We start from the raw sequence: 24,856 nt of genomic DNA, 5'->3' as shown, positions 1-24,856 counted from the left end.
TACCGGGTTGTCCGCGCTGATCGCAGCGATCGTGCCGATCTACGCGGACAGTCAGATCTTTCTCCGAAATATACGAACAACTGTTGCGCCACCGCCGCGCTCTCGGCTAGCGTTTCGACATGGCAACCACCCGTCCCGACATCGACCGGCTCATCGCCGCCGTCGACGCGCTCGGGGCGGCGTTCGGCGACCTCGCGATCGAGACGTTCACGGCCGACTCTCTGCGCCAGGCCAGTATCCAGGCGACACGCGCCGCCAACATGATCGACGGGGTCCGCGCCGACCTCGCCCGCAAGGCGCGCGATCTCCAGCCGGCCGGCGCTCCCGCCGCGGTCACCTCGGGCCGCACGCTCGATCCCCATGGGCAGCGGTCGAACAAGGCCACCGAGCAAGATTCTCGTCGCTCCGAACTCTTCGACTCCTTGCCCTCACTCGGCGACGCAACCCGGCGCGGGGACCTCTCCGGCGGCTACGCCGACGCCGTCAACCAAGCAACCGCCCGGCTGTCCAACGACGAACGGGCCGCCTTCCTCGACCGCCACCGGCAGGGCCTGTCGGCCGCCGCGCTCACGATGGGCCTCCACGAATACCGCGTCCACGTCCGCGGCCTCGTCGACGACTACGACCGCGCCCGCGAGCTCGAACGCTTCCACCAACAACGAGCCGACCGCACCGCCAACCTGTGGACCGACCACGCCACCGGCATGACCAAACTGTTCGCCCAATTCGACCCCGAAACCGGCGCCCGCGTCCGCAAAGCCATCGACGAAGAGATCGACCGACTCCACCGCACCGCACGCGACGACCCCGACGACCAGCGGACCCACCAACAACTCGTCGCCGACGCCATCGCCAACCTCATCCTCGGCGTCCGCAGCAACGGCCGATCCCGCACCGAACTCGTCGTCCTCATCGACCTGCAAACACTCCTCCACGACACCGCCACCGCAGCCGACACCGGCACGGCAGCCCGCGGCAACACGGACATCAGCACCGAGACCGACACGGACACGTCGGCGGGCACCCCAGCCGACCCGCCGACCGACGAACTCGCCGCGACAGCTGCTGGTTCGTGGTCACGGCCCGGTCGCTGCTGCGAAACGTCCGACGGCACCCGCCTCCCCGTCGAAACCGTCCGCCACCTCGCCTGCAACGCCGACATCATCCCCGCCGTCCTCAACGGCAACGGCGTCGTCGTCGACCTGGGACGAGCCCACCGACTCGCCAACGCCGATCAACGCCGACAACTCCGCATCATGTACCCCACCTGCGCATTCAACGACTGCAACGTCACGTTCGACCGCTGCGAAATCCACCACACCACCCCCTTCGGACCTCCCCACAACGGCACCACCGACATCGACAAACTCATTCCCGCCTGCCAACGCCACCACCACCTCATCCACGACCACCACCTCCACCTCACCCTCGACGCGACGACCCGCACCCTCACCGTCACCCACCCCAACGGCCACCAAGAACACCATCCCCACCTCGACCGGCGACGACGAACCACCGCCGATCCCGGCCCCCTCCCCCACACCGCCTGAACCCCGCCGAACCGAACCCGACGCGACCGCACCCGTCGACCGATCACCGGCGTGACGGCGTGACGGCGTGACGGCGTGACGGCGTGACGGCGTCGAAGCGTGACGGCGTCGAAGCGTGACGGCGTCGAAGCGTGCCCCCATCACCGACCTGGCGTCAGCCGCGACAACCGTCACCGGCCAGTACGAGATGCCGCCGTACCCCGCCATCAAGGCAAACCACCCGGACCCAGAGCCCGGCCAAACCCGTCAGAACGTGTCGGCAGCACCAACGCAGCGTGACGCCGCCCCCGGGCCCACGCCCGACCGCGGCATCAACCCAGTACCCCGCCCATCAAGGCAAAACACCGCAACCGACGGCGCGCCTGCACCCGTTGGACGGCGCAAACACCACCGACTCAGCGGTACCCGCCGCAACGGCCAGCCGACCAGAACAGCCCAGCGCCATACCCCGCCATCAAGGCAGACCACCGAACCCAGAGCCCGGCCACACCCATCAGAACGTGTCGGCAGCACCGACACAGCGTGACCCCGTCCCCGGGCCCACACCCGGCCGCGGCATCGACCCACTACCCCACCCATCAAGGCAAGACACCGCAACCGACGGCGCGCCTGCACCCGTCCGATCGTGTTGGCAACACCGATCTGGCATGAGCCCCGAGACCGCAGCAAGGCCACGGCCGCGGCGATCGGTCACCCCCGGCACGGCCGCCAGGGGTGACCAAGAAAAAGCCTCAGCGAGGGATCTCGTGGAACTCGACGGCGACCAACTCGGCCGCGTGGTCGGGATGATCGGTGACCACGTGATCCTTGAGATCGTTGGCGTAGCCGAACCGGAGCTCGCAGTACGGGCACTGGTGAACGGTGAGCTGGGTCATTGACACCTCCACGGTGATCAACCACTTCGTTGCCTACCTCGATCATCCGCCTGGCCACGACCGCTGTCAACGATCCCCGGCCGTGTCGAGCGGCACGCGCTCGATCGCTGCTCCGTCAGCGCAGCAGGGCGAGCGACGTGCGGATCCGCTCGTGCACGGCTCGACCGACGTCGACGCCGCCACGCCGTAGGGCGAGAACTGCGGCGCCGACGAGCCCGTCGTCGACGGTCGTGACCGCAGGGTCGAGGCCGGCGCGGCAAAGACCGTCTTCCACGCCCGCAACCATCGCCGGCCGGTTCGCCAGCACGCTCCCGCCGAAGACGAACGGGCCGACGACGTCCGGTTCAACGACGCCGAGGATCGTCACCGACAGCTCCCGCACGGCGTCACTGACGATCTGCCGAGCGTAGTCGTCGCCGGCGTCGGCGGCGGCGAAGGCGATCGGGGCGAACCGGGCGAGGTCGGCGGGACGCAACTGATAGAGCCGATCGGTCGTCTCGCTGAGCACGAGCGTCCGTCCGTGCTCCCACGGATCCTCCGACGGGTCGACGCCCAAGTCGGCCAGCACGAGATCGGCGAGCACGGTGGGCGGCCGCCGATGATCGAGCATCGCCAGCACCGCCCGGATCACCCGCCGACCGATCCAGAACCCCGATCCCCGATCCCCGAGGAGCCAACCAAGCCCGTCACGCACCGCCGCCAGCCGGCCGTCCACGACCCGAGCGGCGACCGCGCCGGTGCCCGAGACCAGCACATAGCCACACGGCTCGAGCGTCCCCGACCAGTACGTGGCGAGCAGGTCACCCTCGAAGGAGAACGACGTCGTCAAGGCGGCGTCGGCGAGGGCGGCCCGCAACCGGGCGCCCAAGGCACCGGCCGCACCGGCGATCCCAGCCACACCCACGTCCACGTCCTCGACCGCCACGCCGGCCTGCTGCATCGCCGCCCGGGACGCGGAGACGATGGCCGCAGCAGCCGACTCCACGCCCGATGCCGTGGGATTGCCGCTGCCGGCGACGCCGTACCCGAGCGCCCGGCCGTCGCCGGCCACGACAGTGGCGCGCGTCGACGTCCCGCCGACATCGACCCCCAGAACCCTCACTGACAAGATCCTGTCACACGCACCGCGAACGTGTGGTACAAATTTTCACATGACGAGCGCGGGGGCGCGACGGCGGAGAGAGCAGCCGCGGGCGATCAGCCGGATGCGCGCGAACCTCCCGCAGATGTCGGAGGCGATGACGAAGATCGCCGAGCTGATCCTCGCCGACCCGGCCCTGCCGCTCCACCTGTCGATCACCGAGCTCGCCCGCCGGGCCGGCACCTCCGCCGCCACGGTCACGAGGTTCTGTCGCCTCGTCGGCTACTCCGGCTATGTCCAGCTGCGCGTCGGCCTCGCCACCGAGCTCGGACGCGACGACGCCTCCGAGTCGTGGCGCACCGACATCGGCCGGTCCTACGACCCCGACGACGCCCCTGCCGACGTGCTCGGCAAGCTGCTCAGCGCCCACGCCCGCGCCCTCGAGGCCACGGCCGCCCTGGTCGACATCGAAGAGGTGGCACGCATCGCCAAGGCGATCTGGGCGTGCCGTCATCTCGACATCTACGGCATCGCCAACAGCGGCACGATGGCCGCCGACCTGCAGGGCCGCCTCTATCGCATCGGCGTCAACGCCCACGCGTGGGACGAGGTCCACAAGGGCCTGGCGAGCGCCGCCATCCTCACCAGCGACTCGATCGCCATCGGCATCTCCAACAGCGGCCGGACGAAAGAGACGATCGAGATGCTCGAGGTGGCCAAGGAGAACGGCGCCTTCACCGTCGCCATCACCCGCGACCGCAACTCGCCCATCGCCCGCGTCGCCGACGCCTGCATCATCAACGCCTCGCCGCACCATGCCGCCCAGCCCGACGATCCCTCGGCTCGCTACGCCCAGATCCTCGTACTGGACCTCCTGTACCTCCTGGTCGCCCAGCAGGACTTCACCACCACGGCCGACCGCCTCGCCGCCACTCGCCTGGCCGTGACGTCGCATCGCCGTCCCCCCACCCGCGCCCGCGGAACCAGCAGGAGCTCATCGTCGCCGTGAACGAGACCATCACGTCCGCCTACCTCCACGAGGTCACCTCCCGCCTCCAGCGGCTCATCGAGCCGGAGGCAACCGCCAGCATCGATGCCGCCTGCGACCTGATCGCGGCCTCGCTGCGGGCCGGCGGCGTCGTGCAGGCCTTCGGCACCGGGCACTCGCAGGCGTTCGTGATGGAAGTCGTCGGCCGCGCCGGCGGGCTCATCCCCACCAGCTCGATGGCCCTGCGCGACCTCGTCCTCTACGGCGGGCGGGACACGTCGATCCTCAGCGGCGGCCAGCTCGAACGCGACGACTCCGTCGTCGAGGAACTGTTCGCCGTCACGCCCACCAGCCCCGAGGACGTGTTCATCGTGGCCTCGAACTCCGGCGTGAACGGATCGATCGTCGGCGTCGCCCTCGCCGCCAAGGAGCGCGGCCACCGGCTCATCGGCGTCACCAGCCTCGAGCACACCAACGCCGTGACGCCCAAGCACCCGAGCGGCAAGCGCCTCAGCGAGATCGCCGACGTCGTCATCGACAACCTCGCGCCCTACGGCGACACCGCGCTCACACTCGACGACGGCACCGGAGTTGGGGCCGTCTCGTCGATCACCGCGGCGTTCATCGCCCAACTCCTCACCATCGGTGTGGCGGAACGCCTCGGCGACTCCGGCGCGAAGCCACCCGTGTACATCTCGGCCAACATTCCAGGAGGTGACGAACACAACCACGCGCTCGAAGACGCGTACCGCGGCCGCATCCGTCGCACGGCCTGACCCATCCTGCCCGCGAGGGCATTCAGACGCCCGGTTCGCCGGCACGATCCAGAAGGAACGTGGAGATCCACCATGACCACATCAGACAACGACAAGACACCGTCCAACTCATCTGCCATCGGGCGTCGCCGGTTCCTCAGCGGTGCCGCAGCCGCCGGTGCCGGCCTCGCCCTGTCGCCGTACCTCGCTGGGGGCAACCGCGTCGCCGCGGCGCGGCCGGGACGCCTCGCCGGCACCACGACGCCCGCCGGCGACACCGCCAATCCGTTCGGCATCGAAGCCGGGTCCGAGGTTGAGGCCGTCATCTTCGACGGCGGCTACGCCACGGACTACGTGGACTTCGCCGCCGACATCTTCATGCAGACCCACGCCGACACGACCGTCGAGGTCAAGCCGTCGACGCAGATCGCCACCGAGCTGCAGCCGCGGTTCGCCAGCGGCGACCCGCCCGACCTCATCGACAACTCGGGCCGCGAGCAGATCGGCTTCAACACGATCCTCGACCAGCTCGAAGACCTCAACGACGTCCTCGATGCGCCCAACCTCGAGGGAACGACGATCCGCGACACGCTGTTCCCGGGCGTCACGTCACCGGGCACGTTCGGCGACAAGTTCGCCGCCATCAACTACGTGATGACGGTCTACGCCGTGTGGTACTCGGCCAGCCTGTTCGAGGAGAACGGGTGGACGCCTCCGGCCACGTGGGAGGAGTGCCTCGACCTCGGCGCCAAGGCCAAGGAGGCGGACAAGTACCTCTTCCTGTGGGGCACCGAGGCGGCGACGTACTACCAGACGCTGTGCATCGAGTCGGCCATCAAGGAAGGCGGCGACGAGGTGCGCCTCGCCCTCGAGAACCTCGAGCCCGAGTGCTGGTCGCATCCCGCTGTGCAGGCCGTGTTCACGATCTTCAAGGAGATCATCGACGCCGGCTACATGAAGCCGGGCGGTGGCGGCACGTTCTTCACCGACGCCCAGGCCCAGTGGAGCCTCAACCAGGAGGCGCTGCTCTATCCCTCGGGCTCGTGGATCGCCAACGAGATGAAAGAGCAGACAATGGAGGGCTTCGAGATGGCCGGCGTGCCCTCGATGCCGGTCACCGCCAACGCCGTGTCCCCGAACATCCTGCACTCCACGGCCGGCGAGCCGTTCATCGTGCCGAGCGACGCCAAGAACGTGGCCGGTGGCAAGGAGCTGCTGCGCATCATGCTGTCGAAGGAGGCGGCGACGAACTTCGCGGCCACGCGGTTCGCCCCGACCATCGTCAACGGCGCGGTGCCGCCGCCCGAAGAGCAGTCACCGTTCCTGGCGTCGCAGATCGCCATGCTCGAAGCGGCCGGCGAGGACATCTTCACGTTCAACTTCGTCAGCACCTACGGGATGAACCAGGACATGCTGCCGATCTGGAACTCGTTCCTCGACGGCAGCAAGTCGGTCGAGGACCTGACGGGTGACCTGCAGTCCCTCACTGACCGGGTCCGCGAGGACGACTCGATCGAGAAGATCCCGGTGGAGTGACAACTCCGACCCTTGCCTCGTCCCCGGGCGGCCCGCTGGCCGCCCGGGGACGGCGCCGGTCGGGACGCCGGCGCCGGCTGACGCTCGACTACGTCAGCTTCATGTTCGTGTTCCTCGTCATCCCGGTGGCGGTGGTCGTCGTCTTCGTCGTGTGGCCGTTCGTCCAGGCCGCGTACTACGCCCTCACCGACTGGACGGGCTTCAAGTCGACGTTCAACTTCATCGGCTTCGACAACTTCGGCGACCTGTTCGACGACCCGATCTTCCGCAAGGCCGTCAAGAACAACGTCCTCATGGGACTGATCATCCCGTTCGTCACGATCTGCATCTCCCTCACGTTCGCCACCCTCATCAGCATCGGCGGGTCCAGCCGCGGGCAACTCCGCGGCATCCGCAACTCGAGCTTCTACCGCGTCGTGTCGTTCTTCCCGTACGTGGTTCCGGCCATCGTCATCGGTCTCATCTGGAGCAAGATGTTCGACCCCTCCAACGGGCTGCTCAACGGCTTGCTCACCAGCACGCCGGTCGACGCCGTGCTCGGCTGGCTCAACGACCTCCCCTTGATCGGCCGCCTCGTCGGCGAGAACGGCTTCGACACGTTCGCCTGGCTGGGCAAGGAATCGACCGCCCGCTGGGCCGTCATGTTCGTGATCATCTGGGGCATGGTCGGCTTCTACATGGTGCTGTTCCTCGCCGGCATCAAGGGGGTCCCGGCCGAGCTCTACGAGGCGGCCCGCATCGACGGCGCCGGCCGCTGGAAGATGTCCACCAGGATCACCCTGCCGCTCATCCGCGACGCCGTGCAGACGGCGTACATCTACCTCGGCATCCTCGCCCTCGACGGGTTCGTGTACGCCCAGGCGCTCACGCCGACCGGCGGGCCCAACTACTCGACGCGCACACTCAGCCAGGAGCTGTTCTCGACCGCCTTCGTCGACGGCAAGGCCGGGCGGGCCAGCGCGATCGGCGTGTCGATGGCCGTCATCACGCTGACCTTCGCCGGGCTGGTGTTCGGCGTCAACCGCCTCACCGGAGGCAAGGACCGGGTGCAACTGGCGTGAGCGTGCGGAGTCTTCGGAGCATGCTCACGCCAGGCATGCCGTGCGAGCGCCAGCGAGCCGGCATGCGATGGGGTCGGGGGGCGCAGCCCCCTGGAGGACTGGCGTGAGCGTGCGGAGTCTTCGGAGCATGCTCACGCCAGGCATGCCGTGCGAGCGCCAGCGAGCCGGCATGCGATGGGGTCGGGGGGCGCAGCCCCCTGGAGGAACGGCATGACGGTGGTCGAGATGTCGGCTCCTGAGGCGCAGACGCCGTCGGGCGACGTGCCGGTGCGCGGTGACGCGGCGCCGGCGACGGGGGGCGACCGCGCCGTCGCGACCGTGTCGCACGTCGTGCTGACCCTGTGGTCGGTCATCGTCATCCTCCCGCTCCTGTGGGTCCTGCTGTCGTCGTTCAAGACGTCGCGAGAGATCTTCGAGTCGCCGTTCTCGCTGCCGGCCAACTGGAACTTCGACAACTACCGCACGGCGTGGACCGAGGAGAGTTTCGGGAACTACTTCCTCAACACCGTCATCGTCGTCGGCTGCGCCCTCGTCATCGTCATGACGCTCGGCTCGATGTGCGCCTACGTGCTGGCCCGGTTCGACTTTCCGGGCAACCGGGCCATCTACTACATGATGCTGACCTGCCTCACGTTCCCGGTGTTCCTGGCGATCGTGCCGCTGTTCAAGCAGATGAAGTCGTTCCATCTGCTGAACACGCTGCCCGGACTGATCACCGTCTACGTGGCGTTCGCCCTGCCGTTCACGGTGTTCTTCCTCTACCCGTTCTTCCGCCGCTTGCCCGACGAGATCGCCGAGGCCGCCGCCGTCGACGGTGCCGGCGAGTGGCGCACGTACTTCCAGGTGATGCTGCCGATGGCCCGGCCGGGACTGGCGTCGGTGGCGATCTTCAACTTTCTCGGCCTGTGGAACCAGTTCCTCCTGCCCGTCGCCCTCAACAGCTCACAGGACAACTACGTGCTGTCCCAGGGCATGGCCCGCTTCGCGTCGAGCGCCGGCTACTCCGTCGACTTCGGCTCGTTGTTCGCCGCCGTGATGATCACCGTCGTTCCGGTGCTCGTGATGTACGTCGTCTTCCAACGCCAGCTGTCGGGATCGGTGTCCCAAGGCACGATGAAGTGATCGCCACGTGACGGCGGCGGCCTCGCTGGTGCTCACGTCGATGTCGCTGCCGACGGCGGCGGTGGGACCGGCCAGCCGGCTGCCGTTGCTGCATCGGCCCGACGCTCCCGGCTGGATCGGATCGGGCGTCCCGGGCGACGTCGCCGCTCGTGCGACGTCCGGCTCGCCGCCGTCGCTCTTCCCCTACACCCCGCAGGACGACTACGGCCGCTCGCTCGCCGCCGCCGACCACCGCGTCGCCGTGCTCGAGAACGACGCGCTGCGCGCAACGGTCGCCGTCGATCTCGGCGGGCGGCTCTGGTCGCTGTACGACAAGCGCGCCCGCCGCGAGTTGCTGTACGTCAACCCCGTCCTCCAACCGGCGAACCTCGCCCTCCGCAACGCCTGGTTCTCCGGCGGCGTGGAATGGAACATCGGCACACGGGGTCATTCCCCGACGACGATGTCGTCGCTGTTCGCCGCTCGCGTCGAACGGCCCGATGGCTCACCGCTGCTGCGCCTGTGGGAGTGGGAGCGTCTCCGCGAGGTGATCTTCCAGGTCGACCTGTGGCTGCCACCGGGCGCCGGCGCTCTTGCCGCGACCGTGCGGGTCCGCAACGTGAACGACGCGAGCCGGCCGATGTACTGGTGGACGAACGCCGCCGTGGTCGCCGACGCGGGGACCCGGGTGATCGCTCCGGCCGGCCGGGCGTTCCGCACGGTCTACCCCGACGGCCTCGACGTCGTCGACGTGCCGGACCGCTCCGACGGCGACTCCACCGTCCCCGCCTCCGTCGGCCGCGCGGCGGACTGGTTCTTCGACGTCGCCACCGACCAGCGCCCGTGGATCGTCGCGGTCGGAGCGGACGGCACCGGCATCGCTCACACGTCGACCGCCATGCTGCGGGGACGCAAGCTGTTCGTGTGGGGCACCGGACGCGGTGGCGAGCGGTGGCAGCGATGGCTGTCGGGCGGCGCCGACACCCGCTACGCCGAGATCCAGGGCGGCCTCGCGCCCACGCAGTACGAGCACGTCGTGATGCCGCCGCGCACCGACTGGTGCTGGACCGAGACCTTCGGACCCGTTCGCGTCGACGCGCCGGCTGACGCACCGTGGCCTGACGCCGTCACCAGCGCCGGCCGTGGCGTGGAACGGTCGGTCCCGGCCGACGCACTCGCATCGTGGCACGCCGACGCCACGGAGGTTCTCGACCTCGCGCCGGCCGAGGTCCTCGGTACCGGGACGGGCTGGGGCGCCCTGGAGCGCCGCCGCCGCGCTGCCGCCGGGGAGTCGTGGTGCGGCGACACGGGCACGCCGTTCGACGATGGCTCGCTCGGTCCCGAGCAGGCGCCGTGGTGTGAGCTGCTCGAGACGGGCGCACTCGCCGGATCGGAGCTCGTGTCGCATGTCCACGGAGGTGACTGGGACGCCCGGCTCGCCGCGGCCCCGACCACGTGGCTCACCGAGTACCACCGGGCCGCCATCGCCCACGGCCGTGGTGACCTCGACGCCGCCGTCGCCCACTACGACGCGTCATTGCGGATGACGCGCTCTCCGTGGGCCCTTCGTGGCCGATCCGTCGCCGCACGCGATCGGGGCCGCGCGGACGAGGCAGCCGCCCTCGCCGTCGAGGCGGCACACGGAGCGCCGCACAGCTGGCGCCTGGCCGTCGAGGCACTCGCCCGGCTCCTCGACGCCGGCCGCCCCCGCGACGCGGTCGAGCTCGCCGAGTCCCTGCCGACCGGCGTACGGTCGCGCGGGCGGGTGCGACTGCTGGAGGCCTGGGCGGCGGCCGAGTCGGGCGCGGCGGCGCGGGCCGCGGCGATCCTCGAGGCCGGCGTCGACATCGCCGACCTGCGCGAGGGCGAGCGCAGCCTCGACGCCCTCTGGCTCATGGTCCACCCCGACCTTCCCCTTCCCGAGCGCTACGACTTCCGCATGCATGCGTGAGTCGGGGCCAGGCCCTGGGGCGCAGCCCTCGATCGGCGAACGGGCGGCCCCACACGCCACCCGTCCGCCGATCTGCCCACCCCCGCAACCACGGCTGCTTCGCAATTTGGACCCAGCGGGAAGGTCCGCCATTCATCCCGCTGGGTCGACCACAACGTACGCCACGAGAATGCGACGTGTCGTGCGCTCGATCCGACATATTGTGACGCCGTGCCCGAGAGCTGGTTGCCCGCGCTGCTCGTCACCGTGCGGAAGTTGCGTGGCGGCACGATCGACCTCGTCGACGTCGACGACTCACTGCGCGCCCCGCTCGGCACCAACCTCGCCGGCGTCTGTCGCACGTTGGCGCACTGGGCCGACACCTCGGTCGACGACCGCCGGGCGGCCGATGCGTTCGTCCGTTTCCGCGGGCTCGGCCAGCTGCCCGAGCGGCGCGACGCGATCGCCGCCACGTTGCGCACCGTCGACGCCCGGCGCGGGCTGGCCGTCGACACCGTCGACGACCTCATCCAGGGCGTCGAAGCTCAGCTCGCCACGGAGATCCACCGCCTCGACTTCCCCCGGCGATGGGGTGTCCCGACGCCGGAGCGGTGGTGCGATCCGTTCCCGCCCGATGCCCGGTGCGATCGCCAGCGGCGGGAAGCGGCGCTGCTGCTCGCCTGGGCCGACGTTCCCGCCGGCCACGCCGGGCTCCACCAGGCGGAGCGGGCACTGCTCCTGTACGAGGCGGAGCACGGACTCCGCGCCCCACTCGTCGCCGCGACCCACCGGCAGGAACGCGCGCGCCTGCGCCGCTTGGCGTGGTCGATGCTGTGGACGGCGCTCCAGCGCCTGGCCGTTCGCGAGCCCGGCGACGTCACGGTCGAACGACTCTTCGGTCCCCGGCGACTCGCCACCGTCGATCGACTTCCCGAAGGCGTCGCCGACGTGTTCGCCGGCCACCTCGCCCAGCACGACGACGACGCTGCCGATCTCATTCGCAACGCGGTCGGCGCCGCCGAGGCCGCGGTCCGGGTCGGGGATCCGGTCGCGCCGGAACTGATCGGCTTGCTCCGCGACGCCGTGGCCCGCCGTCCGCCATCGGCGGTCGGCACCGACCTGATCGCCTCGATGCTCGCCCTCAACACGATCGTCGCTCGTGAATCCGAGACGATCGACGGGCTCCAATCCGGCTTCGAAGCCGTCGCCCTCGGGCTCGAGGCGGGGGAGGCGGTCCGCGCCCACCGGGCTCCACGGTCACCCGAGTGGCCGGAACGGGTCTCGCACCTGTTCTCCGTCTCGCTGCGAGCTGCCCAGGAGCTGGCCGAGCTCGCCGACCTCCTCGGCTACAACCGGATGGCCCGTCGAACGCTGGGTCGGATGAACGCCCTGAGCGAGTTCAAGGAGCCTTCCGATCGCCTCATCTGGCAGCAACAGCAACGTCAGACGGCGGCCAGCCTGCTCCGCCATGCGGCGGCGGAATCGCCGCGGCCGCGGCGGTGGTTGGACGCCGCGGATCGGGCGGCCGAGGAGAGCTACCAGATGGCGACGTCCATCGACGTCCCCCGGGGCACCGTGGTGGCTGCCGCCAACCAGCGATCCGCGGTCGCCCTGGCGCGGCTCCGCATGCAGGGGTCGCACATCGGACCGCGGCGCCGGGCCCGCTTGGCTCAGTTCGCTCACGACCGGACGGCCGACGCGATCCGGCTGGCGACAACGATCGACGACGCCGACAGACCCCATCTCAGCGCCCGCCTCGGCGCCTACCGCCGCGGCTGGGAGCTGGCGCTGCTCCTCGGCGACGAGAACGATGTCGCCGCCGCCCAAGCGGCGACGCTCGCTCTCGTCGGCGAGTGGACGCCGCCCGCCCAGCTGTCCAAGCTGCGGCGCCTCGACGAGCGGGGAACCGGGCGGCGAACGGGCCCCTCCTGATCTCGTCGGCCACACCGCGCTTTGATCCGGCGACGCCGAGATGGCAGGCTGTCGTCGAACCACCGCTGGGGGGGCCGCCAGGCTGAGATCCCGACAGGGACCACCCCATGAACCTGCTCTCGGTCATGCGAGCGAAGGGAACGCGGTCAGCAGCGCACCACGTCCCGACGCTCTCGTCGGGGCCGACGGCGGTGTTCCGTGGCTCCTTGGCGACCAGCCGGAGCGACGAAAGGAACCCGCCGTGATCGTCGAGATCGAAGTCCTCCCCCGCCCCGCCGGCACGCCTGACGACCCCTACCGCCACGTCGAGGCGGCGATCGCCGCCATCGCCGCGGCCGGCGTCGTCTACGAGGTCGGTGCCCTCGGCACCACGTTCGAGGCACCCGCCGACACCGCCTGGGCGCTGACTCGAGCCACCCACGATGCCTGCCTCACCTCCGGCGCCGACTCGGTGATCACGATCGTCAAGCTCGCCGAGTCGGCGGGCGACAGCGGACCGACGATCGCCGGGCTCACCGGCAAGTTCCGCGAGTGACGGCCGCGGCCATCGCCCGGCGGGCCGGACCGCCGGTGGCCGGAGTCGCGCTGCTGCTCGCCGTGTGGGAGGTCGGCGTGCGCCTCTTCGACGTGCCCACCTACACGCTGCCGCCGCCCACCGACGTGGCCGGCGCGTTCGGCGAGGTCAAGGGTGTGCTGCCCGGACACCTCGCCGCCACCACGCAGATCGCCGGCAGTGGCCTCGCCATCGGCGTGGGCACCGGCGTCCTCGTCGCCGCCACCCTCTCCGCCGTGCCCTGGTTGCGCCGGTCGATGCAGCCCCTGCTCGTGGCCTCGCAGAGCGTGCCGTCGGTGGTGCTCGCCCCGATCCTCGTGTCGTTCCTCGGCTTCGGCACCCTGCCCCGCCTCATCGTCGTGGCCCTCGTCGTGTTCTTCCCCGTGGCGGTGGCGGCGATCGACGGGCTGGCGAGTGCCGACGACGATCTCGTCGGCCTCGTCGCGACGATGGGTGCGTCGCGCTGGCACACGCTGTGGTGGATCCGCATCCCCCACGCCGCCGGGCCGTTCTTCTCCGGCGTCCGCATCGCCGCTGCCTACGCCATGTTCGGCGCCATCGTCGCCGAGTGGATGGGCGCCGAACGAGGGCTGGGCGTGTACTTCAACCGCGTCCGCGCCAGCTATCGCATGGACCGCGTGCTGGTGGCGATCGTCGTCATCGCCGTCACGAGCATCGTCCTCTACTCCACCGTCTCGACCATCGGCCGCCTCGCCACCCCGTGGCTCCGCGCCGCCGACCGTCCCACCACCACCACGACCACCACCACGACCCAGACTCCTGACAAGGACCACCGATGAACCGTTCCCCCCTTCTCGCCGCTTCCCTCGTGGCCATGTCCACGGTCACCGCATCGACGCCGGTCGGAGCGACGACCCCGGAAGCCTCCGACCTCACGGTCATGCTCAACTGGTCCCCGAACGCCCATCACCTCGGGATCTACGTCGCCGAACAGCGCGGCTGGTACGACGAGGCCGGCCTCGACGTGACGATCGTCGAGCCCGGCGCCGACGGGGTCGCCACGGCGCTGGCCTCGGGCCAGATCGACGTCGGCATCACGGTGGCCGAAGGCCTCCTGCCGGCGCGCGCCGCCGGCATCCCGATCGTCTCGATCGCGACGATCCTGCCGCACAACGACTCATCCCTGATCGCCCTCGCCGAGAGCGGAATCGAGCGCCCTCGCGATCTCGAGGGCAAGCGCTACGGCGGCTACGGCGGTCCGCTCGAGGTGGAGCTGATCAGTCGCCTCGTCGAGTGCGACGGCGGCGACCCTGACGAGGTGCAGTTCGTCGAGATCGGCGACGTCGACTACCTCGCCGGCATGGACCAGGGGGCGTTCGACGTGGCGTGGGTGTTCAGCGGGTGGGACGGCTTGCGCGCCAGCGTGATCGAAGACCGCGAGATCGTCGAGCTGCGTTTGGCCGATCACATCGACTGCATCCCCGACTGGTACACGCCGCTGTTCGCCGCGTCGGAAGCGACGATCGCCGATGAGCCGGAACTGCTCGCCGCGTTCCTCGACACCTCGCGCCTGGGATACGCTGCAGCGGCGGAGGATCCGGCCGCGGCCGCCGACGACCTGCTCGCCGCCGCGCCCGAGGTCGACGCCGCCCTCGTCCACGCCGCCGCCGAGTACTACGCCAGTCGGTTCACCGACGGCGACGTTCCCTGGGGCAACCAGGACCATGAGGTGTGGGCCGAGTTCGCCGCGTTCGCCACCGACGCCGGCTTGCTCGAGGACGAGGTCGACGTGACCGCCGCCTACACCAACGACCTCCTGGGATGACGTCGCCCGTGCCCCCTAGAGCGTTACGGTTGGTGCCAGGCACCAACCGTAACGGTCCTCCTTCGGCCGACTGCTGAGCGACTCCGGCATGCGTGTCCGGTTCGAAGGCGTCTGCGTGTCGTTCGGCGGCGTCGACGTGCTCGGCGGCCTCGACCTGGACGTGGCCTCCGGCGAGTTCGTCGCTGTCGTCGGGCCGAGCGGCGCCGGCAAGACCACGCTGCTGCGCGTCGCCGCCGGCCTCGTCGCCCCGAGCGCCGGCGACGTGCGTCTCGGAGACTCCGCGCCGCAGCCCGGGCTGACCGCCTACCAGCCGCAGCGGGACCTGCTCCTGCCGTGGCGGCGGGTGCTGTCGAACACCACCCTCGCCGCCGACGCGGCCGGCGTCGACCGCGCCGCGAGCCGGCGGCGGGCCTCGGACCTGCTCGATCGCTTCGGGCTCGGCGGGTTCACCAGAGCGTGGCCGGCCCAACTGTCGGGCGGGATGCGGCAGCGTGTCGCGGTCTTGCGCACCCATCTGTCGCCTGCGCCGGTCGTGCTGTTCGACGAGCCACTCGGCTCGCTCGATGCGCTCACTCGCCGCGAGCTGCAGCGGTGGCTGGAGCAGCTGCACGTCGACCAGCCCCGCACGACGATCCTCGTCACCCACGACATCGAAGAGGCGCTCCTGCTCGCCGACCGCGTGGTCGTGATGTCGCCCCGCCCGTCACGGGTCACCGCCGTCCACGACGTGCTCCTCCCCCGCCCGCGTCCCGAAGGCATCGAACTCGCCGGCGACTTCGTCGGCGCCCGGGCCGCCATCCTCGCCGACCTCGCCGCGTCCTCCGTCGGCTGATCCTGCGGCGCGATGAGCGATGGGGCCGCCAGGCGGCCCCATCGCTCATCGCGCCCGTCAGAACGGACCGAGTGAATCCAGCTGCAGCGCGGGTGCCCCTTCCTCGAGCGCCGCGGCGAGATCGACCGACGCGACCAGGCGCCACTCGCCGTCGCCATCGGGATCGGCGAGGCGCTGCGTGACGAGCCAGCGGCCGGGCCCGTCGGCGGCCGGTTCGTCGGCGAGGTCGAAGTACGCCGAGGACCGAGCGTCGCCATCGATGAGCAGCGTGTCGTACTGCGACCAGTACGGCGTCATCGCCTCGTCGATGCGCTCGACGGTCCAGCCGGTGCGGGCGGCGAGCGCCTCGTGATTGTGAGCGGCCAGCAGCTCGACCCAGCCGAAGGCGGCCGTCCGCACGGCCGTCCGCCACGCCGCCGGCGGGCCGGCGGGCGCCAACGTCGGCGCGTCCGTCTCTGCCCGCTCGGTCACCGCTCCGGTCGACAGCAGCTCCCATTCGTCGAGCAATGTCGCGTCGGTCGCCCGGATCATCGCCCCGAGCCACTCCACGACGTCGTCGAGCGTCGGCGTCATGGCCGCCGCCGGCAGCGTGTCCGACAGCGTCCGCCACACATCAGCGAGATAGCGCAGGACGAGCCCTTCACTCCGTTCCAGCCGGTAGCGGCGCACGAACGTCGAGAACGTGTCGCCGCTCTCGAGCATGTCGCGCACCACCGACTTCGGTGCCGGCCACGCATCGATCCACGGGTGGTTCGTGCGGTAGGTGGTGTGGCACGACGCCAGCAGCTCGGCAAGCGGCTTGGGCCACGTGATGCCCTCGAGCCGCTCCATGCGCTCCTCGTACTCCACACCGTCGGCTTTCATGCGGGCGATCGCCGCAGCCCGCGCCGCGTCCTCCTGTGCCATCAGCACCTGACGGGGGTCCTCGAGCACGGCCTCGACCACGCTCAGCACGTCGACGTCGTAGGCGGCGTCGTCGCGATCGAGTGTGGCGACCACCTCGATGGCGAAGGCGGCGAGCGGAGACGACAGCCGGACCCTCGACACGCTCGTGAACGGCGCGCCGTCGTCGAGCGAGCCGATGCGTACGCCGGCGCACCGACCCTCGGCATCGCGGAGCCGCTCGGCCACGCCGGCCGCCTCGAGGCTCCGGTAGACGGCGATCGCCCGGCGCCGGTGCGTCCGCCGGCGATCGGGCGCTTCGTGGTTCGTTGCCAGCAACTCCTTCAGGGCGGCGGGTCCGTCGGGTCGGGCCAGGACGGTGGCCACGAGGTCGGCCGTCACCTTGAACCGCGACCGCAGCGTCTCCGGCGCGGCGTCGACCAGCCGGGAGAACGTCGTCTCGTCGTAGTGCACGAAACGCTCGGGCGGCTTGGCCTTCACCGCCTTGCGCCGGGCCTTGGGATCGTCTCCCGCCTTGGCGAGGGCCCGGGCGTTGTCGATCACGTGGTCGGGCGCTTGAGCCCACACGTGGCCGTCGGGATCGAAGCCCGGGCGGCCGGCGCGGCCGGCCAGCTGGTGGAACTCGCGGGCAGTGAAGACACGCACACGCGACCCGTCGAACTTGGTGAGCGCCGTCATCAGCACGGTGCGGATCGGGATGTTCACGCCGACGCCGAGCGTGTCGGTGCCGCAGATCGCCGCCAGCAGTCCGTCGCCGGCGAGCCGCTCGACGAGACGCCGGTAGCGCGGCAGCATGCCGGCGTGATGCACGCCGACGCCGTTGGCGAGGAGCCGGCCGAGCGTCTTGCCGAAGCCGTGCGTGAGCCGGGTGCCCTTGAGGGCGGCGGCGATGGCTTCGCGCTGCTCGCGGGTGGTGAGCGGCAGGCTCACGAGCGCCTGGGCCCGCTCGATCGCCGCCGCCTGCGTGCCGTGCACCACGTACACGGGGCTGAGCCCGTCGCGGACGGCCTCGGACACCGACTCGGCGACGGGCGTCATCCGCCACTGGTGGTACAGCGGCGTCGGCCGGTGCACCGACGTCACCATCGCCACCGGGCGGGCCGATCGCCGTTCGAGATCGTCGGTGATCGGGGTGACGTCGCCCAGCGTCGCCGAGGCGAGCAAGAACTGACACCGGTGCAGCTCCAGTAGCGGGACCTGCCACGCCCAGCCCCGGTCGCGGTCGTCGTAGTAGTGGAACTCGTCGAGGCAGGCGTAGCCGACGTCGCTCGCCGGGCCTTCGGCCAGCGCCTGGTTGGCGAGGACCTCGGCCGTGCAGACGAGCACCGGCGCCGACGTGTTGATGGCGGCGTCGCCCGTGGCCAGGCCCACCCGCTCGGCGCCGAGCAGGTGGACCAGTTCGAAGAACTTCTCAGCGACGAGGGCCTTGATCGGTGCCGTCCACACGGCTCGCTCGCCCCGGTTAAGGGCGAGGGCGACGCCCACGGTGGCCACGAGGCTCTTGCCCGAGCCGGTCGGCGTGGCGAGCACGACGTGATCGCCGGCGGCCAGCGCCAGGGCCGCTTCCTCCTGATGCGGGTAGAGCGGCCGTCCACCGTCCGCCGCCCAGGCGCCGAAGGCGTCGACCATGTCGACGGGATCGGAGCCGGCGGGCGGCAGACGGTCGAAGAGACTCACCCCGCCATCATGGCGGGCCGAGGTAACAGATGGTGCCAGGCACCATCTGTTACCTCCACGTCAGTGCTTCGGGGCCACTCCAGCCTCGGTGTCGCGCTTGTCGGCGAGGATCGACGCCGTCACGGCGACGGCGAGGACGACACCGATGACGCCGAGCGACACCGGCGTCGGCATGTGGATCTCGAACGGCTCGCCGATGAGCAGCATCTTGATGCCGACGAAGGCGAGGATCACGCCGAGGCCGACGTTGAGATAGCGGAACTTGCCCTGCATCCCACCGAGCAGGAAGTACAGCGACCGCAGCCCCAAGATGGCGAAGGCATTGGACGCGAACACGAGGAACGGTTCGCGGCTGACGGCCAGCACGGCGGGCACCGAGTCGACGGCGAAGACGACGTCGGTCGCCTCGATCAGCACCAGCACGGCGAACAGCGGCGTGGCGACCCGCACCATCTTGGTGACGCCGTCTCTCGTGCGCTCCTGCTTGGTGAAGAGCTTCTGGCCGTCGTACTGGTCGGTCGTCGGGATGAACCGGCGAACCAGGCGCATGGCCACGTTGCTGTTGTAGTCGACCTGCTTGTTCTCGTCGTGCCGGGCGATCTTGAACGCCGTGTAGAGCAGGAAGGCACCGAAGACGTACAGGATCCAGTCGAACCGCTCGATCAGCTCGACCCCGGCGAAGATGAAGATCGCCCGCAGGACGAGAGCTCCGAAGATGCCCCAGAAGAGCACCCGGAACTGGTACTGGCGAGGCACGGAGAAGAACGAGAAGATCACCGCCCAGACGAACACGTTGTCGACGGAGAGGCTTTTTTCGATGAGGAAGCCGGAGTAGTACTCGCCGGCCGCCGCGCCGCCCTGCCAGACCAGCATCACCACGCCGAAGAGCAGGCCGATCGAGATCCAGATGGCCGACTCGATCGACGCCTCTCTGATCGTGATCACGTGCGCCGTCCGGTGAACGAGCAGGAGGTCGACGACGAGCATGACCACGATCGCGCCGACCAGGGTGAGCCACACCCACGCGGGGACGTCGAAGCTGACGAAGTTGTCGTCGCTGGATCCTCCGGCGGCGACGGCCCGCGACGGGCGCCAGCCCGTCAGAGGCGAACGGCTGACGGGCAGCTGGGCGAGCAGCGGGCCGGTCAAGGTAGCAAGGGGCAACAGGAACTCCTGGAGAGAAGGGGTCAGCGGCGATCGCCGCGAGGAACGAGCAAGGGCGCCAGCCGCGGTGAATGGGCCCGGGCCGGAGTCGGGCGTCAGGCGGCGATGGTCATGGGGCCGGGGACGGGCACTGCGAACACCGGTGGCGCCCGCCCGGGCGGCACGCCCCCGACGATGCGGGCGGGCATCGTCCATGACGTGACGGCGAGACTGCTGATCGTCCGCACGAGTCGGCCGAGCACGTCGAGCAGGCGCGGCGACCGGCGCTGCCTGGCGGTGCGGCTGGCGACCGACACGGCCGTCGCGTCGACCGAGCCGGCGTGATGGGCGTCATCAGCGGTCGTCGCCACGGCGACGACCGTGCCGATGTTGGCGTGGGCCGACGCGGCGGGAACGACGAGACCGAGAGCGGCCAGCGCAGCGATCATCAGACGGCCGATGAGCACTCCGACCAGTCGGACCGGTCCCCTCGCCTGTCGTGAGGGAAGGGGTGCGACGGTGGGGTCCACTGCGGATCGCCTGCAGCCTATCTGGCATGGGTCACGACTTTTCCGGGATGGCCGCGGACGACGGGACCCTCACCGGCCAGGAAACCTGACCCCGCCTGGAACCGGGAGGTCCCGGCTGGCGTCGAAGACGGCATGCTTCGCCGTGCCCTCACGTTGACCGCCCTCGCCGCCGCCGGCACCGGTTCCGCCGCAGGTGTCGCCTCGGCGGCGCCAGGTGCGACCGCTGCGGTGGTGATCTCCGAGGTGGCCGGCCATCGCGAGCCGGCGGGTCAACTGGTCAACCTCGATCGCGGGACCGTCGTCGTGTACGAGGACGGTCGTGTCTATCGCCGCGCCGACATGGGCGACTGGTACGTGCCGGAGGGCTTCGCCGCCGCGTCGCCGCGCGGTGTTCCTCGGATGGCGCCGCCGGCGCCGCCCGGCGCCTACGAATGGGCGACGCTCTCCGACGACGCCGTCGACGACCTCATCGAACAGATCGAGGACCTCGGCCTGCTCGACGACGATCTCGACTTCGGCGACCCCTTGATCACCGACTCGCCGTCGAGCGATCTCGTCTTGGACATCGACGGCGAACGCGTCGAACACTCGGTGTACGCGCCGAACTACAGCGATGGGCTCACCGCTGAGGAGCAGGCGAACCGCCGCGCGTACAACGAACTGCGCGCGGCGCTGTTCGAGCTCGAGGACAACTTCGCGAGCGAGCTGTCGAAGTTCTCCCCGTACGTCCCCGACGAGTGGATCGTGCGTATGGGCGGCTACTGGTCCGGCGAGGTCGACCGCCCGTGGCCGCTGGCCGGCGATCCGGTCGACGGGGACTGCGTGGAGCTCCCCAACGACGGCGAGACTGACACGGCGACCGGCGGCTACCTCCTCGACGGCGAGATCATCGTCGCCGACGCCACCCTGCCCAACGACCCCCGCTGCACTCTGTAGGCCACGGACTCGCCGCAGGCGAGCGAGGAGCGCAGCGACGGTGCTCGCCGAGGACGAAACGACTCAGGCGTCGGCGGGCAACCTCTCGGGGAGGCCGAAGAGGGGGAAGAGCGTGTGGTCGAGGCTGAGGTAGTTGTGCCAACCGACGATCTTGTCGCCTTCGATGTCGAAGATCTGCAGGCACCACGGGGCGTAGCCGTCGCCGTCCTTGGCCGGGTGGTAGCACGCGAACGCCGGCTGGCCGTTCGCCTGGACCGGGAGGAGCTTGGAGCCCTTGCACTCGATGCCCTGTCCCATGAGGAACTTGGCGACCTCCTCGGGCCGTTCGAGCCACAGCTGGAACGGAGGCATGGAGAACTCGACGTCGTCCCGGAGCAGGGTCACGATCGACGAGACGTCGTAGGCCTCGAAGGCGGCGAGGAAGTTGTCGAGCAGCGCCTGATGGTCGGCTCCGATCGGACGCGAGCTCAAGGCCTCGGGGTCGATCGACTCGAGCGTGGCGCGGGCCCGCTGCAGCGCGCTGTTCACGGACGCCACGGTGGTACCGAGCAGCTCGGCGACCTCGGTGGCCTGCCACCGCAGCACCTCGCGCAGGATCAACACCGCCCGCTGGCGTGATGGGAGATGCTGCAGCGTGGCGACGAACGCCAGCTTGATGGTCTCGCGCTCGGCGGCGACCTCGGCCGGATCACCCTCGCCCGACAGGACGAGACCGTCGGGCACCGGTTGCAGCCAGGTGGCCTCGCCGGCCGGCGCGCCGAGATTGCTGTCGGCGCTCGAGGCCGGCCCGAGGTCCATCGGGCGCGCCCGCCGCTGCGGGCCCTGCACCATGTCGAGGCAGACGTTGGTGGCGATCCGGTACAGCCACGACTTCAGCGAAGCCCGACCCTCGAAGCGGTCGAGGTTGCGCCACGCCTTGATCATCGTCTCCTGGACGGCGTCCTCGGCCTCGGAGGCCGAGCCGAGCATGCGGTAGCAGTAGCCCGTGAGCTGCTTGCGGTAGGGCTCGAGGTCGGCCGCGACAGGGGTCTTCACGGGGAGGGTGACGACGGGCGCCGAGAGGGAGGGTTCAGGCGACATTCGCCCATGGTAGGGGCAGAGCAAGTGGCTCTGACTTGGACAGTTTTGCTATACGCGTGGCGCGCGCGACGAGAGCACGCCGCGGTCCTCGAGGTCGTCGATCGTCGCCTCGTCGAGACCGAGCACGTCGGACAGCACGGCCCGGTTGTCCTCACCGCGGTGGCTCACGATGTCGCCGGCCGAGCCGCCCGAGCCGGTCGGCCCGTCGGGCGTGGCGTCGGCGAATTGCCACGGCCCGGTGGGGACGCGAATCTCGCCACCGGAACGGTCGGGGATCGATCGGATGACGCCGCGGTGCCGGGCCCACTCCGAATCGGCGAGCGCTCGAGCCGACTGCACCACGCCCGACGCCAAGCGGTGGTTGGCGAAGCGCCGCTCGAACGTCGCCGAGTCCGGGATCCGCAGCGCCGCCTCGGCGACGATCGCGCGGAGCTCGGCGAAGTGCTCGAGGCGGTCGGCCACGGTGCCGAAACGCGGGTCGTCGCCGAGCCCGTCGAGCTCGAGAGCGCGCACGAAGTACTCGAACGATCCGGACTCGGCGGGATGGCCGCTGACTGCCATCCGCTCGCCGGAGGCCACTTCGAGCACGACGTACTGCGGCGTGCCGAAGCTACGAATCGTGCCCGGTTCCACGTCGCCGTCGAAGAGCTGATCGTGCAGGTGGTCGTTGACGTAGAGCATCGTGTGGGCCATCGACACCTCGACCCAGTCGCCAGTTCCGGTCCGTTCCCTGCGGACGAGCGCGGCGAGGACCGCGGTGGCCGCCTCCAGCGCGGAGTAGACGTCGGCGTGATCGGACGGGTCGCTCTCGTACACGCCACCGCGGGCGTCACCCTGGAACTTGGTGAGGCCGGCCTCCGCCGAGATCACCACGTTGTACGCCATCTTGTGCCGCAGCGGGCCCGTCGATCCGTAGCCGTTGATCGACACGTACACGAGGCCCGGGTTGCGGGCGCGGAGCACGGCCGGTCCGAGTCCGAGCTTGTCCATCACACCGGGCCGGAAGTTCTCGATGAGCACATCGCACCTGTCGGCGAGGTCGGCCACCAGGTCGGTGGCCCCAGGCGCCGACAGGTCGATGCTCACGTTGCGCTTGCCGACGTTCTGCTGGGCGTAGTACGTGGCGACGCCGTTGATGCGGGGCCGGGTGAATCGGGTGATGTCGCCGACCGGCGGTTCCACCTTGATGACCTCGGCGCCGAGGTCGCACAGCATGCGCGTCGCGTGAGGTCCGGCGAGCACGCGTGTGAAGTCGAGCACGCGGATTCCCTCGAGTGGCAGCGGCACGGCGACAGTCTCGCGTCCCGGTGGCGCCGAGCTGGTAGCGAGCGTGCTCAACTACCGACATGTCAACCGTGTCCTCGCCTGCCCAGCCGCCCGCGACGCGTCGGTCGCTCGACCCGTCCCGTCTCGCCCAGCTCGACGCCCGGCTCGCCCGCTTCGTGGACAGCGGCCTGCTGCCCGGTTGGCAGATCGCCATCTCGCAGCACGGCGAACTGACCCACTTCTCGTCGTACGGCCGCCGCGACGTCGAGAGCGACCTGCCCGTGGCCGACGACACGATCTTCCGGCTCTACTCGATGACCAAGCCCATCACGGCGGTTGCGGCGCTGCGGCTCTGGGAGCGCGGCGAGTTCCTGCTCAACGAGCCGGTCGCCAAGTACCTCCCGGCGTTCGCCCACCAGAAGGTGTGGCGCAGCGGTACGAGCACGAAGCCCGAGCTCGAGCCCGTCACCGAGACCATGCGCATCTGGCACCTGTTCGCCCACATGAGCGGGCTCACCTACGGCTTCGCCAACGCCCATCCCGTCGACGGGCTGTACCGCCAGGCCGGCCTGGAGTGGGGCGTGCCGGCCGGGCTCGACCTCGCCGGGGTGTGCGACCTCATCGCGTCATTGCCCCTGCTGTTCCAACCGGGCACGGCCTGGAACTACGGCATGAGCACCGACGTGCTCGGCATGGTCGTCGAGGCGATCGCCGGGCGTCCGTTCGCGGACGTCGTGCAGGACGAGGTGCTCGACCCGCTCGGCATGGACGACACGTCATGGTTCGCACCCGACGAGAAGGTCGATCGTCTCGCCGCCCTCTACACGCCGTCACCGGCCGACGGCACGGCGGTGCGTCTCGACGCCTTCGGCGACGCCGCCAAGAAGCCACCCGCGGCGTCGCTCGGTGGGGGCGGACTCGTGGGGACGACGAGCGACTACGTGCGCTTCGCCAACATGCTCGCCGGGCGTGGTGCGCTCGACGGCACGCGGATCCTCGCGCCGAGCACCGTCGACTACATGGCCACCAACCACCTCCCGGGCAACGTCGACCTCGAGGCCGTCGCCCGGCCGTTCTTCAGCGAGACCACCTACGACGGCGTGGGCTTCGGTCTCGGCGTCAGCGTGGTGATCGATCCCGCCGCGGCCAAGGTCCCCTACTCCCGCGGCGAGTTCGGGTGGGGCGGTGCGGCCAGCACGACGTTCTGGGTCGACCCCGAGCTCGACATGACGGTGGTGTTCATGACCCAGCTGCTGCCGAGCGACAGCCACCCGATCCGGCCTCTGCTGCGCTCCCTCGTGAAGGCCGCCCTCGTCGACTGACGTTCCCCGGGCCACCCGG

21 protein-coding genes and 1 riboswitch are annotated in these 24,856 nt (G+C 70.3%); of the genes, 14 read left to right on the top strand and 7 right to left on the bottom strand.

Annotation, left to right across the window (positions count from 1 at the left end; translation table 11 throughout):
- Window positions 1-119 precede the first annotated feature (119 nt).
- Window positions 120-1,550 (top strand): HNH endonuclease signature motif containing protein, encoded by a 1,431-nt coding sequence (locus DN771_RS19460; RefSeq protein ID WP_116999221.1) that lies wholly within the window; start codon window positions 120-122, stop codon window positions 1,548-1,550.
- 731 nt (window positions 1,551-2,281) lie between these two features.
- On the opposite strand, the gene DN771_RS29670 is transcribed toward DN771_RS19460, so the two are convergent.
- Together DN771_RS29670 and DN771_RS19455 are read right to left on the bottom strand one after the other, a co-directional pair.
- Window positions 2,282-2,425, bottom strand: coding sequence for a hypothetical protein (locus DN771_RS29670; RefSeq protein ID WP_162942154.1), 144 nt, complete (start codon window positions 2,423-2,425; stop codon window positions 2,282-2,284).
- A 115-nt stretch (window positions 2,426-2,540) separates the two neighbouring features.
- Window positions 2,541-3,527, bottom strand: coding sequence for an N-acetylglucosamine kinase (locus DN771_RS19455; RefSeq protein WP_162942153.1), 987 nt, complete (start codon window positions 3,525-3,527; stop codon window positions 2,541-2,543).
- 103 nt (window positions 3,528-3,630) lie between these two features.
- On the opposite strand from DN771_RS19455, the gene DN771_RS19450 reads away from it, so the two are divergent.
- The 11 genes from DN771_RS19450 to DN771_RS19400 all read left to right on the top strand — a co-directional run bounded on the left by DN771_RS19450 (window position 3,631) and on the right by DN771_RS19400 (window position 15,980).
- On the top strand, window positions 3,631-4,515 hold the full coding sequence (locus DN771_RS19450; protein ID WP_205528666.1) for a MurR/RpiR family transcriptional regulator: 885 nt from the start codon (window positions 3,631-3,633) through the stop codon (window positions 4,513-4,515).
- Window positions 4,512-5,270 (top strand): sugar isomerase domain-containing protein, encoded by a 759-nt coding sequence (locus tag DN771_RS19445; protein WP_116999218.1) that lies wholly within the window; start codon window positions 4,512-4,514, stop codon window positions 5,268-5,270. Before DN771_RS19450 ends, DN771_RS19445 begins: the two co-directional genes overlap by 4 nt.
- A gap of 72 nt (window positions 5,271-5,342) precedes the next feature.
- Window positions 5,343-6,785 (top strand): N-acetylglucosamine/diacetylchitobiose ABC transporter substrate-binding protein, encoded by a 1,443-nt coding sequence (gene ngcE / locus DN771_RS19440; RefSeq protein ID WP_116999217.1) that lies wholly within the window; start codon window positions 5,343-5,345, stop codon window positions 6,783-6,785.
- Window positions 6,782-7,846 carry a carbohydrate ABC transporter permease gene (locus DN771_RS19435; protein ID WP_205528665.1) on the top strand — a complete coding sequence of 355 codons (1,065 nt, stop codon included), beginning with the start codon at window positions 6,782-6,784 and terminating at the stop codon, window positions 7,844-7,846. Before ngcE ends, DN771_RS19435 begins: the two co-directional genes overlap by 4 nt.
- 210 nt (window positions 7,847-8,056) lie before the next feature.
- The gene (locus tag DN771_RS19430; protein WP_116999216.1) at window positions 8,057-8,968 is read left to right on the top strand and encodes a carbohydrate ABC transporter permease; all 912 of its coding nucleotides are present in this window, start codon (window positions 8,057-8,059) and stop codon (window positions 8,966-8,968) included.
- Between the two features lie 7 nt (window positions 8,969-8,975).
- A complete protein-coding gene (locus DN771_RS19425; RefSeq protein ID WP_116999215.1) occupies window positions 8,976-10,898 on the top strand; it encodes a DUF5107 domain-containing protein in 1,923 nt (640 codons plus the stop codon).
- 210 nt (window positions 10,899-11,108) lie between these two features.
- A complete protein-coding gene (locus DN771_RS19420; protein ID WP_116999214.1) occupies window positions 11,109-12,809 on the top strand; it encodes an ATP-binding protein in 1,701 nt (566 codons plus the stop codon).
- 57 nt (window positions 12,810-12,866) lie between these two features.
- Window positions 12,867-12,967, top strand: a riboswitch (TPP riboswitch).
- A gap of 83 nt (window positions 12,968-13,050) precedes the next feature.
- Window positions 13,051-13,344, top strand: coding sequence for a thiamine-binding protein (locus DN771_RS19415; RefSeq protein ID WP_116999249.1), 294 nt, complete (start codon window positions 13,051-13,053; stop codon window positions 13,342-13,344).
- Window positions 13,341-14,162 carry an ABC transporter permease gene (locus DN771_RS19410; RefSeq protein WP_162942152.1) on the top strand — a complete coding sequence of 274 codons (822 nt, stop codon included), beginning with the start codon at window positions 13,341-13,343 and terminating at the stop codon, window positions 14,160-14,162. The genes DN771_RS19415 and DN771_RS19410 overlap by 4 nt, the downstream gene beginning before the upstream one ends.
- Complete coding sequence (locus tag DN771_RS19405) at window positions 14,159-15,148, top strand: ABC transporter substrate-binding protein (RefSeq protein WP_116999212.1); 990 nt, start codon at window positions 14,159-14,161, stop codon at window positions 15,146-15,148. Before DN771_RS19410 ends, DN771_RS19405 begins: the two co-directional genes overlap by 4 nt.
- A gap of 88 nt (window positions 15,149-15,236) precedes the next feature.
- Window positions 15,237-15,980, top strand: a complete 744-nt coding sequence (locus DN771_RS19400; RefSeq protein ID WP_116999211.1) for an ABC transporter ATP-binding protein — start codon at window positions 15,237-15,239, stop codon at window positions 15,978-15,980.
- 57 nt (window positions 15,981-16,037) lie between these two features.
- On the opposite strand, the gene DN771_RS19395 is transcribed toward DN771_RS19400, so the two are convergent.
- From DN771_RS19395 to DN771_RS29665, 3 genes are all read right to left on the bottom strand, one after another.
- Window positions 16,038-18,560: a DEAD/DEAH box helicase gene (locus tag DN771_RS19395; RefSeq protein WP_227462413.1), complete on the bottom strand. Its 2,523-nt coding sequence runs from the start codon at window positions 18,558-18,560 to the stop codon at window positions 16,038-16,040.
- Window positions 18,561-18,620: 60 nt separating this feature from the next.
- The gene (locus DN771_RS19390; RefSeq protein ID WP_227462412.1) at window positions 18,621-19,724 is read right to left on the bottom strand and encodes a TerC family protein; all 1,104 of its coding nucleotides are present in this window, start codon (window positions 19,722-19,724) and stop codon (window positions 18,621-18,623) included.
- A gap of 95 nt (window positions 19,725-19,819) precedes the next feature.
- A complete protein-coding gene (locus DN771_RS29665; RefSeq protein ID WP_162942151.1) occupies window positions 19,820-20,152 on the bottom strand; it encodes a hypothetical protein in 333 nt (110 codons plus the stop codon).
- A 213-nt stretch (window positions 20,153-20,365) separates the two neighbouring features.
- On the opposite strand from DN771_RS29665, the gene DN771_RS19385 reads away from it, so the two are divergent.
- On the top strand, window positions 20,366-21,169 hold the full coding sequence (locus DN771_RS19385) for a hypothetical protein (protein ID WP_116999209.1): 804 nt from the start codon (window positions 20,366-20,368) through the stop codon (window positions 21,167-21,169).
- A gap of 63 nt (window positions 21,170-21,232) precedes the next feature.
- Here the strand turns inward: DN771_RS19385 and DN771_RS19380 are convergent, their stop codons facing one another.
- Together DN771_RS19380 and DN771_RS19375 are read right to left on the bottom strand one after the other, a co-directional pair.
- Window positions 21,233-22,249 carry a sigma-70 family RNA polymerase sigma factor gene (locus tag DN771_RS19380; RefSeq protein WP_116999208.1) on the bottom strand — a complete coding sequence of 339 codons (1,017 nt, stop codon included), beginning with the start codon at window positions 22,247-22,249 and terminating at the stop codon, window positions 21,233-21,235.
- Window positions 22,250-22,297: 48 nt separating this feature from the next.
- Window positions 22,298-23,536, bottom strand: a complete 1,239-nt coding sequence (locus DN771_RS19375) for a CaiB/BaiF CoA transferase family protein (RefSeq protein WP_162942150.1) — start codon at window positions 23,534-23,536, stop codon at window positions 22,298-22,300.
- A gap of 59 nt (window positions 23,537-23,595) precedes the next feature.
- Between DN771_RS19375 and DN771_RS19370 the strand changes: the two genes are divergently transcribed.
- Entirely contained in the window at window positions 23,596-24,837 is a 1,242-nt protein-coding gene (locus DN771_RS19370) for a serine hydrolase domain-containing protein (RefSeq protein WP_116999206.1), read from the top strand.
- Window positions 24,838-24,856 lie beyond the last annotated feature (19 nt).

The sequence above is a fragment of the Desertimonas flava genome, assembly GCF_003426815.1.
GTDB classification, from domain to species: Bacteria; Actinomycetota; Acidimicrobiia; order Acidimicrobiales; family Ilumatobacteraceae; genus Desertimonas; species Desertimonas flava.
Note: the sequence above shows the minus strand (reverse complement) of the source record. Positions and strands in the feature narration are given on the sequence as shown.

Coding starts and splice junctions, on each gene's coding strand:
- DN771_RS19460 (WP_116999221.1), top strand. CDS start 120: ATGGCAACCACCCGTCCCGACATCGACCGGCTCATCGCCGCCGTCGAC.
- DN771_RS29670 (WP_162942154.1), bottom strand. CDS start 2,425: ATGACCCAGCTCACCGTTCACCAGTGCCCGTACTGCGAGCTCCGGTTC.
- DN771_RS19450 (WP_205528666.1), top strand. CDS start 3,631: ATGCGCGCGAACCTCCCGCAGATGTCGGAGGCGATGACGAAGATCGCC.
- ngcE (WP_116999217.1), top strand. CDS start 5,343: ATGACCACATCAGACAACGACAAGACACCGTCCAACTCATCTGCCATC.
- DN771_RS19430 (WP_116999216.1), top strand. CDS start 8,057: ATGACGGTGGTCGAGATGTCGGCTCCTGAGGCGCAGACGCCGTCGGGC.
- DN771_RS19405 (WP_116999212.1), top strand. CDS start 14,159: ATGAACCGTTCCCCCCTTCTCGCCGCTTCCCTCGTGGCCATGTCCACG.
- DN771_RS19400 (WP_116999211.1), top strand. CDS start 15,237: ATGCGTGTCCGGTTCGAAGGCGTCTGCGTGTCGTTCGGCGGCGTCGAC.
- DN771_RS29665 (WP_162942151.1), bottom strand. CDS start 20,152: ATGATCGCTGCGCTGGCCGCTCTCGGTCTCGTCGTTCCCGCCGCGTCG.
- DN771_RS19385 (WP_116999209.1), top strand. CDS start 20,366: ATGCTTCGCCGTGCCCTCACGTTGACCGCCCTCGCCGCCGCCGGCACC.
- DN771_RS19380 (WP_116999208.1), bottom strand. CDS start 22,249: ATGTCGCCTGAACCCTCCCTCTCGGCGCCCGTCGTCACCCTCCCCGTG.
- DN771_RS19370 (WP_116999206.1), top strand. CDS start 23,596: ATGTCAACCGTGTCCTCGCCTGCCCAGCCGCCCGCGACGCGTCGGTCG.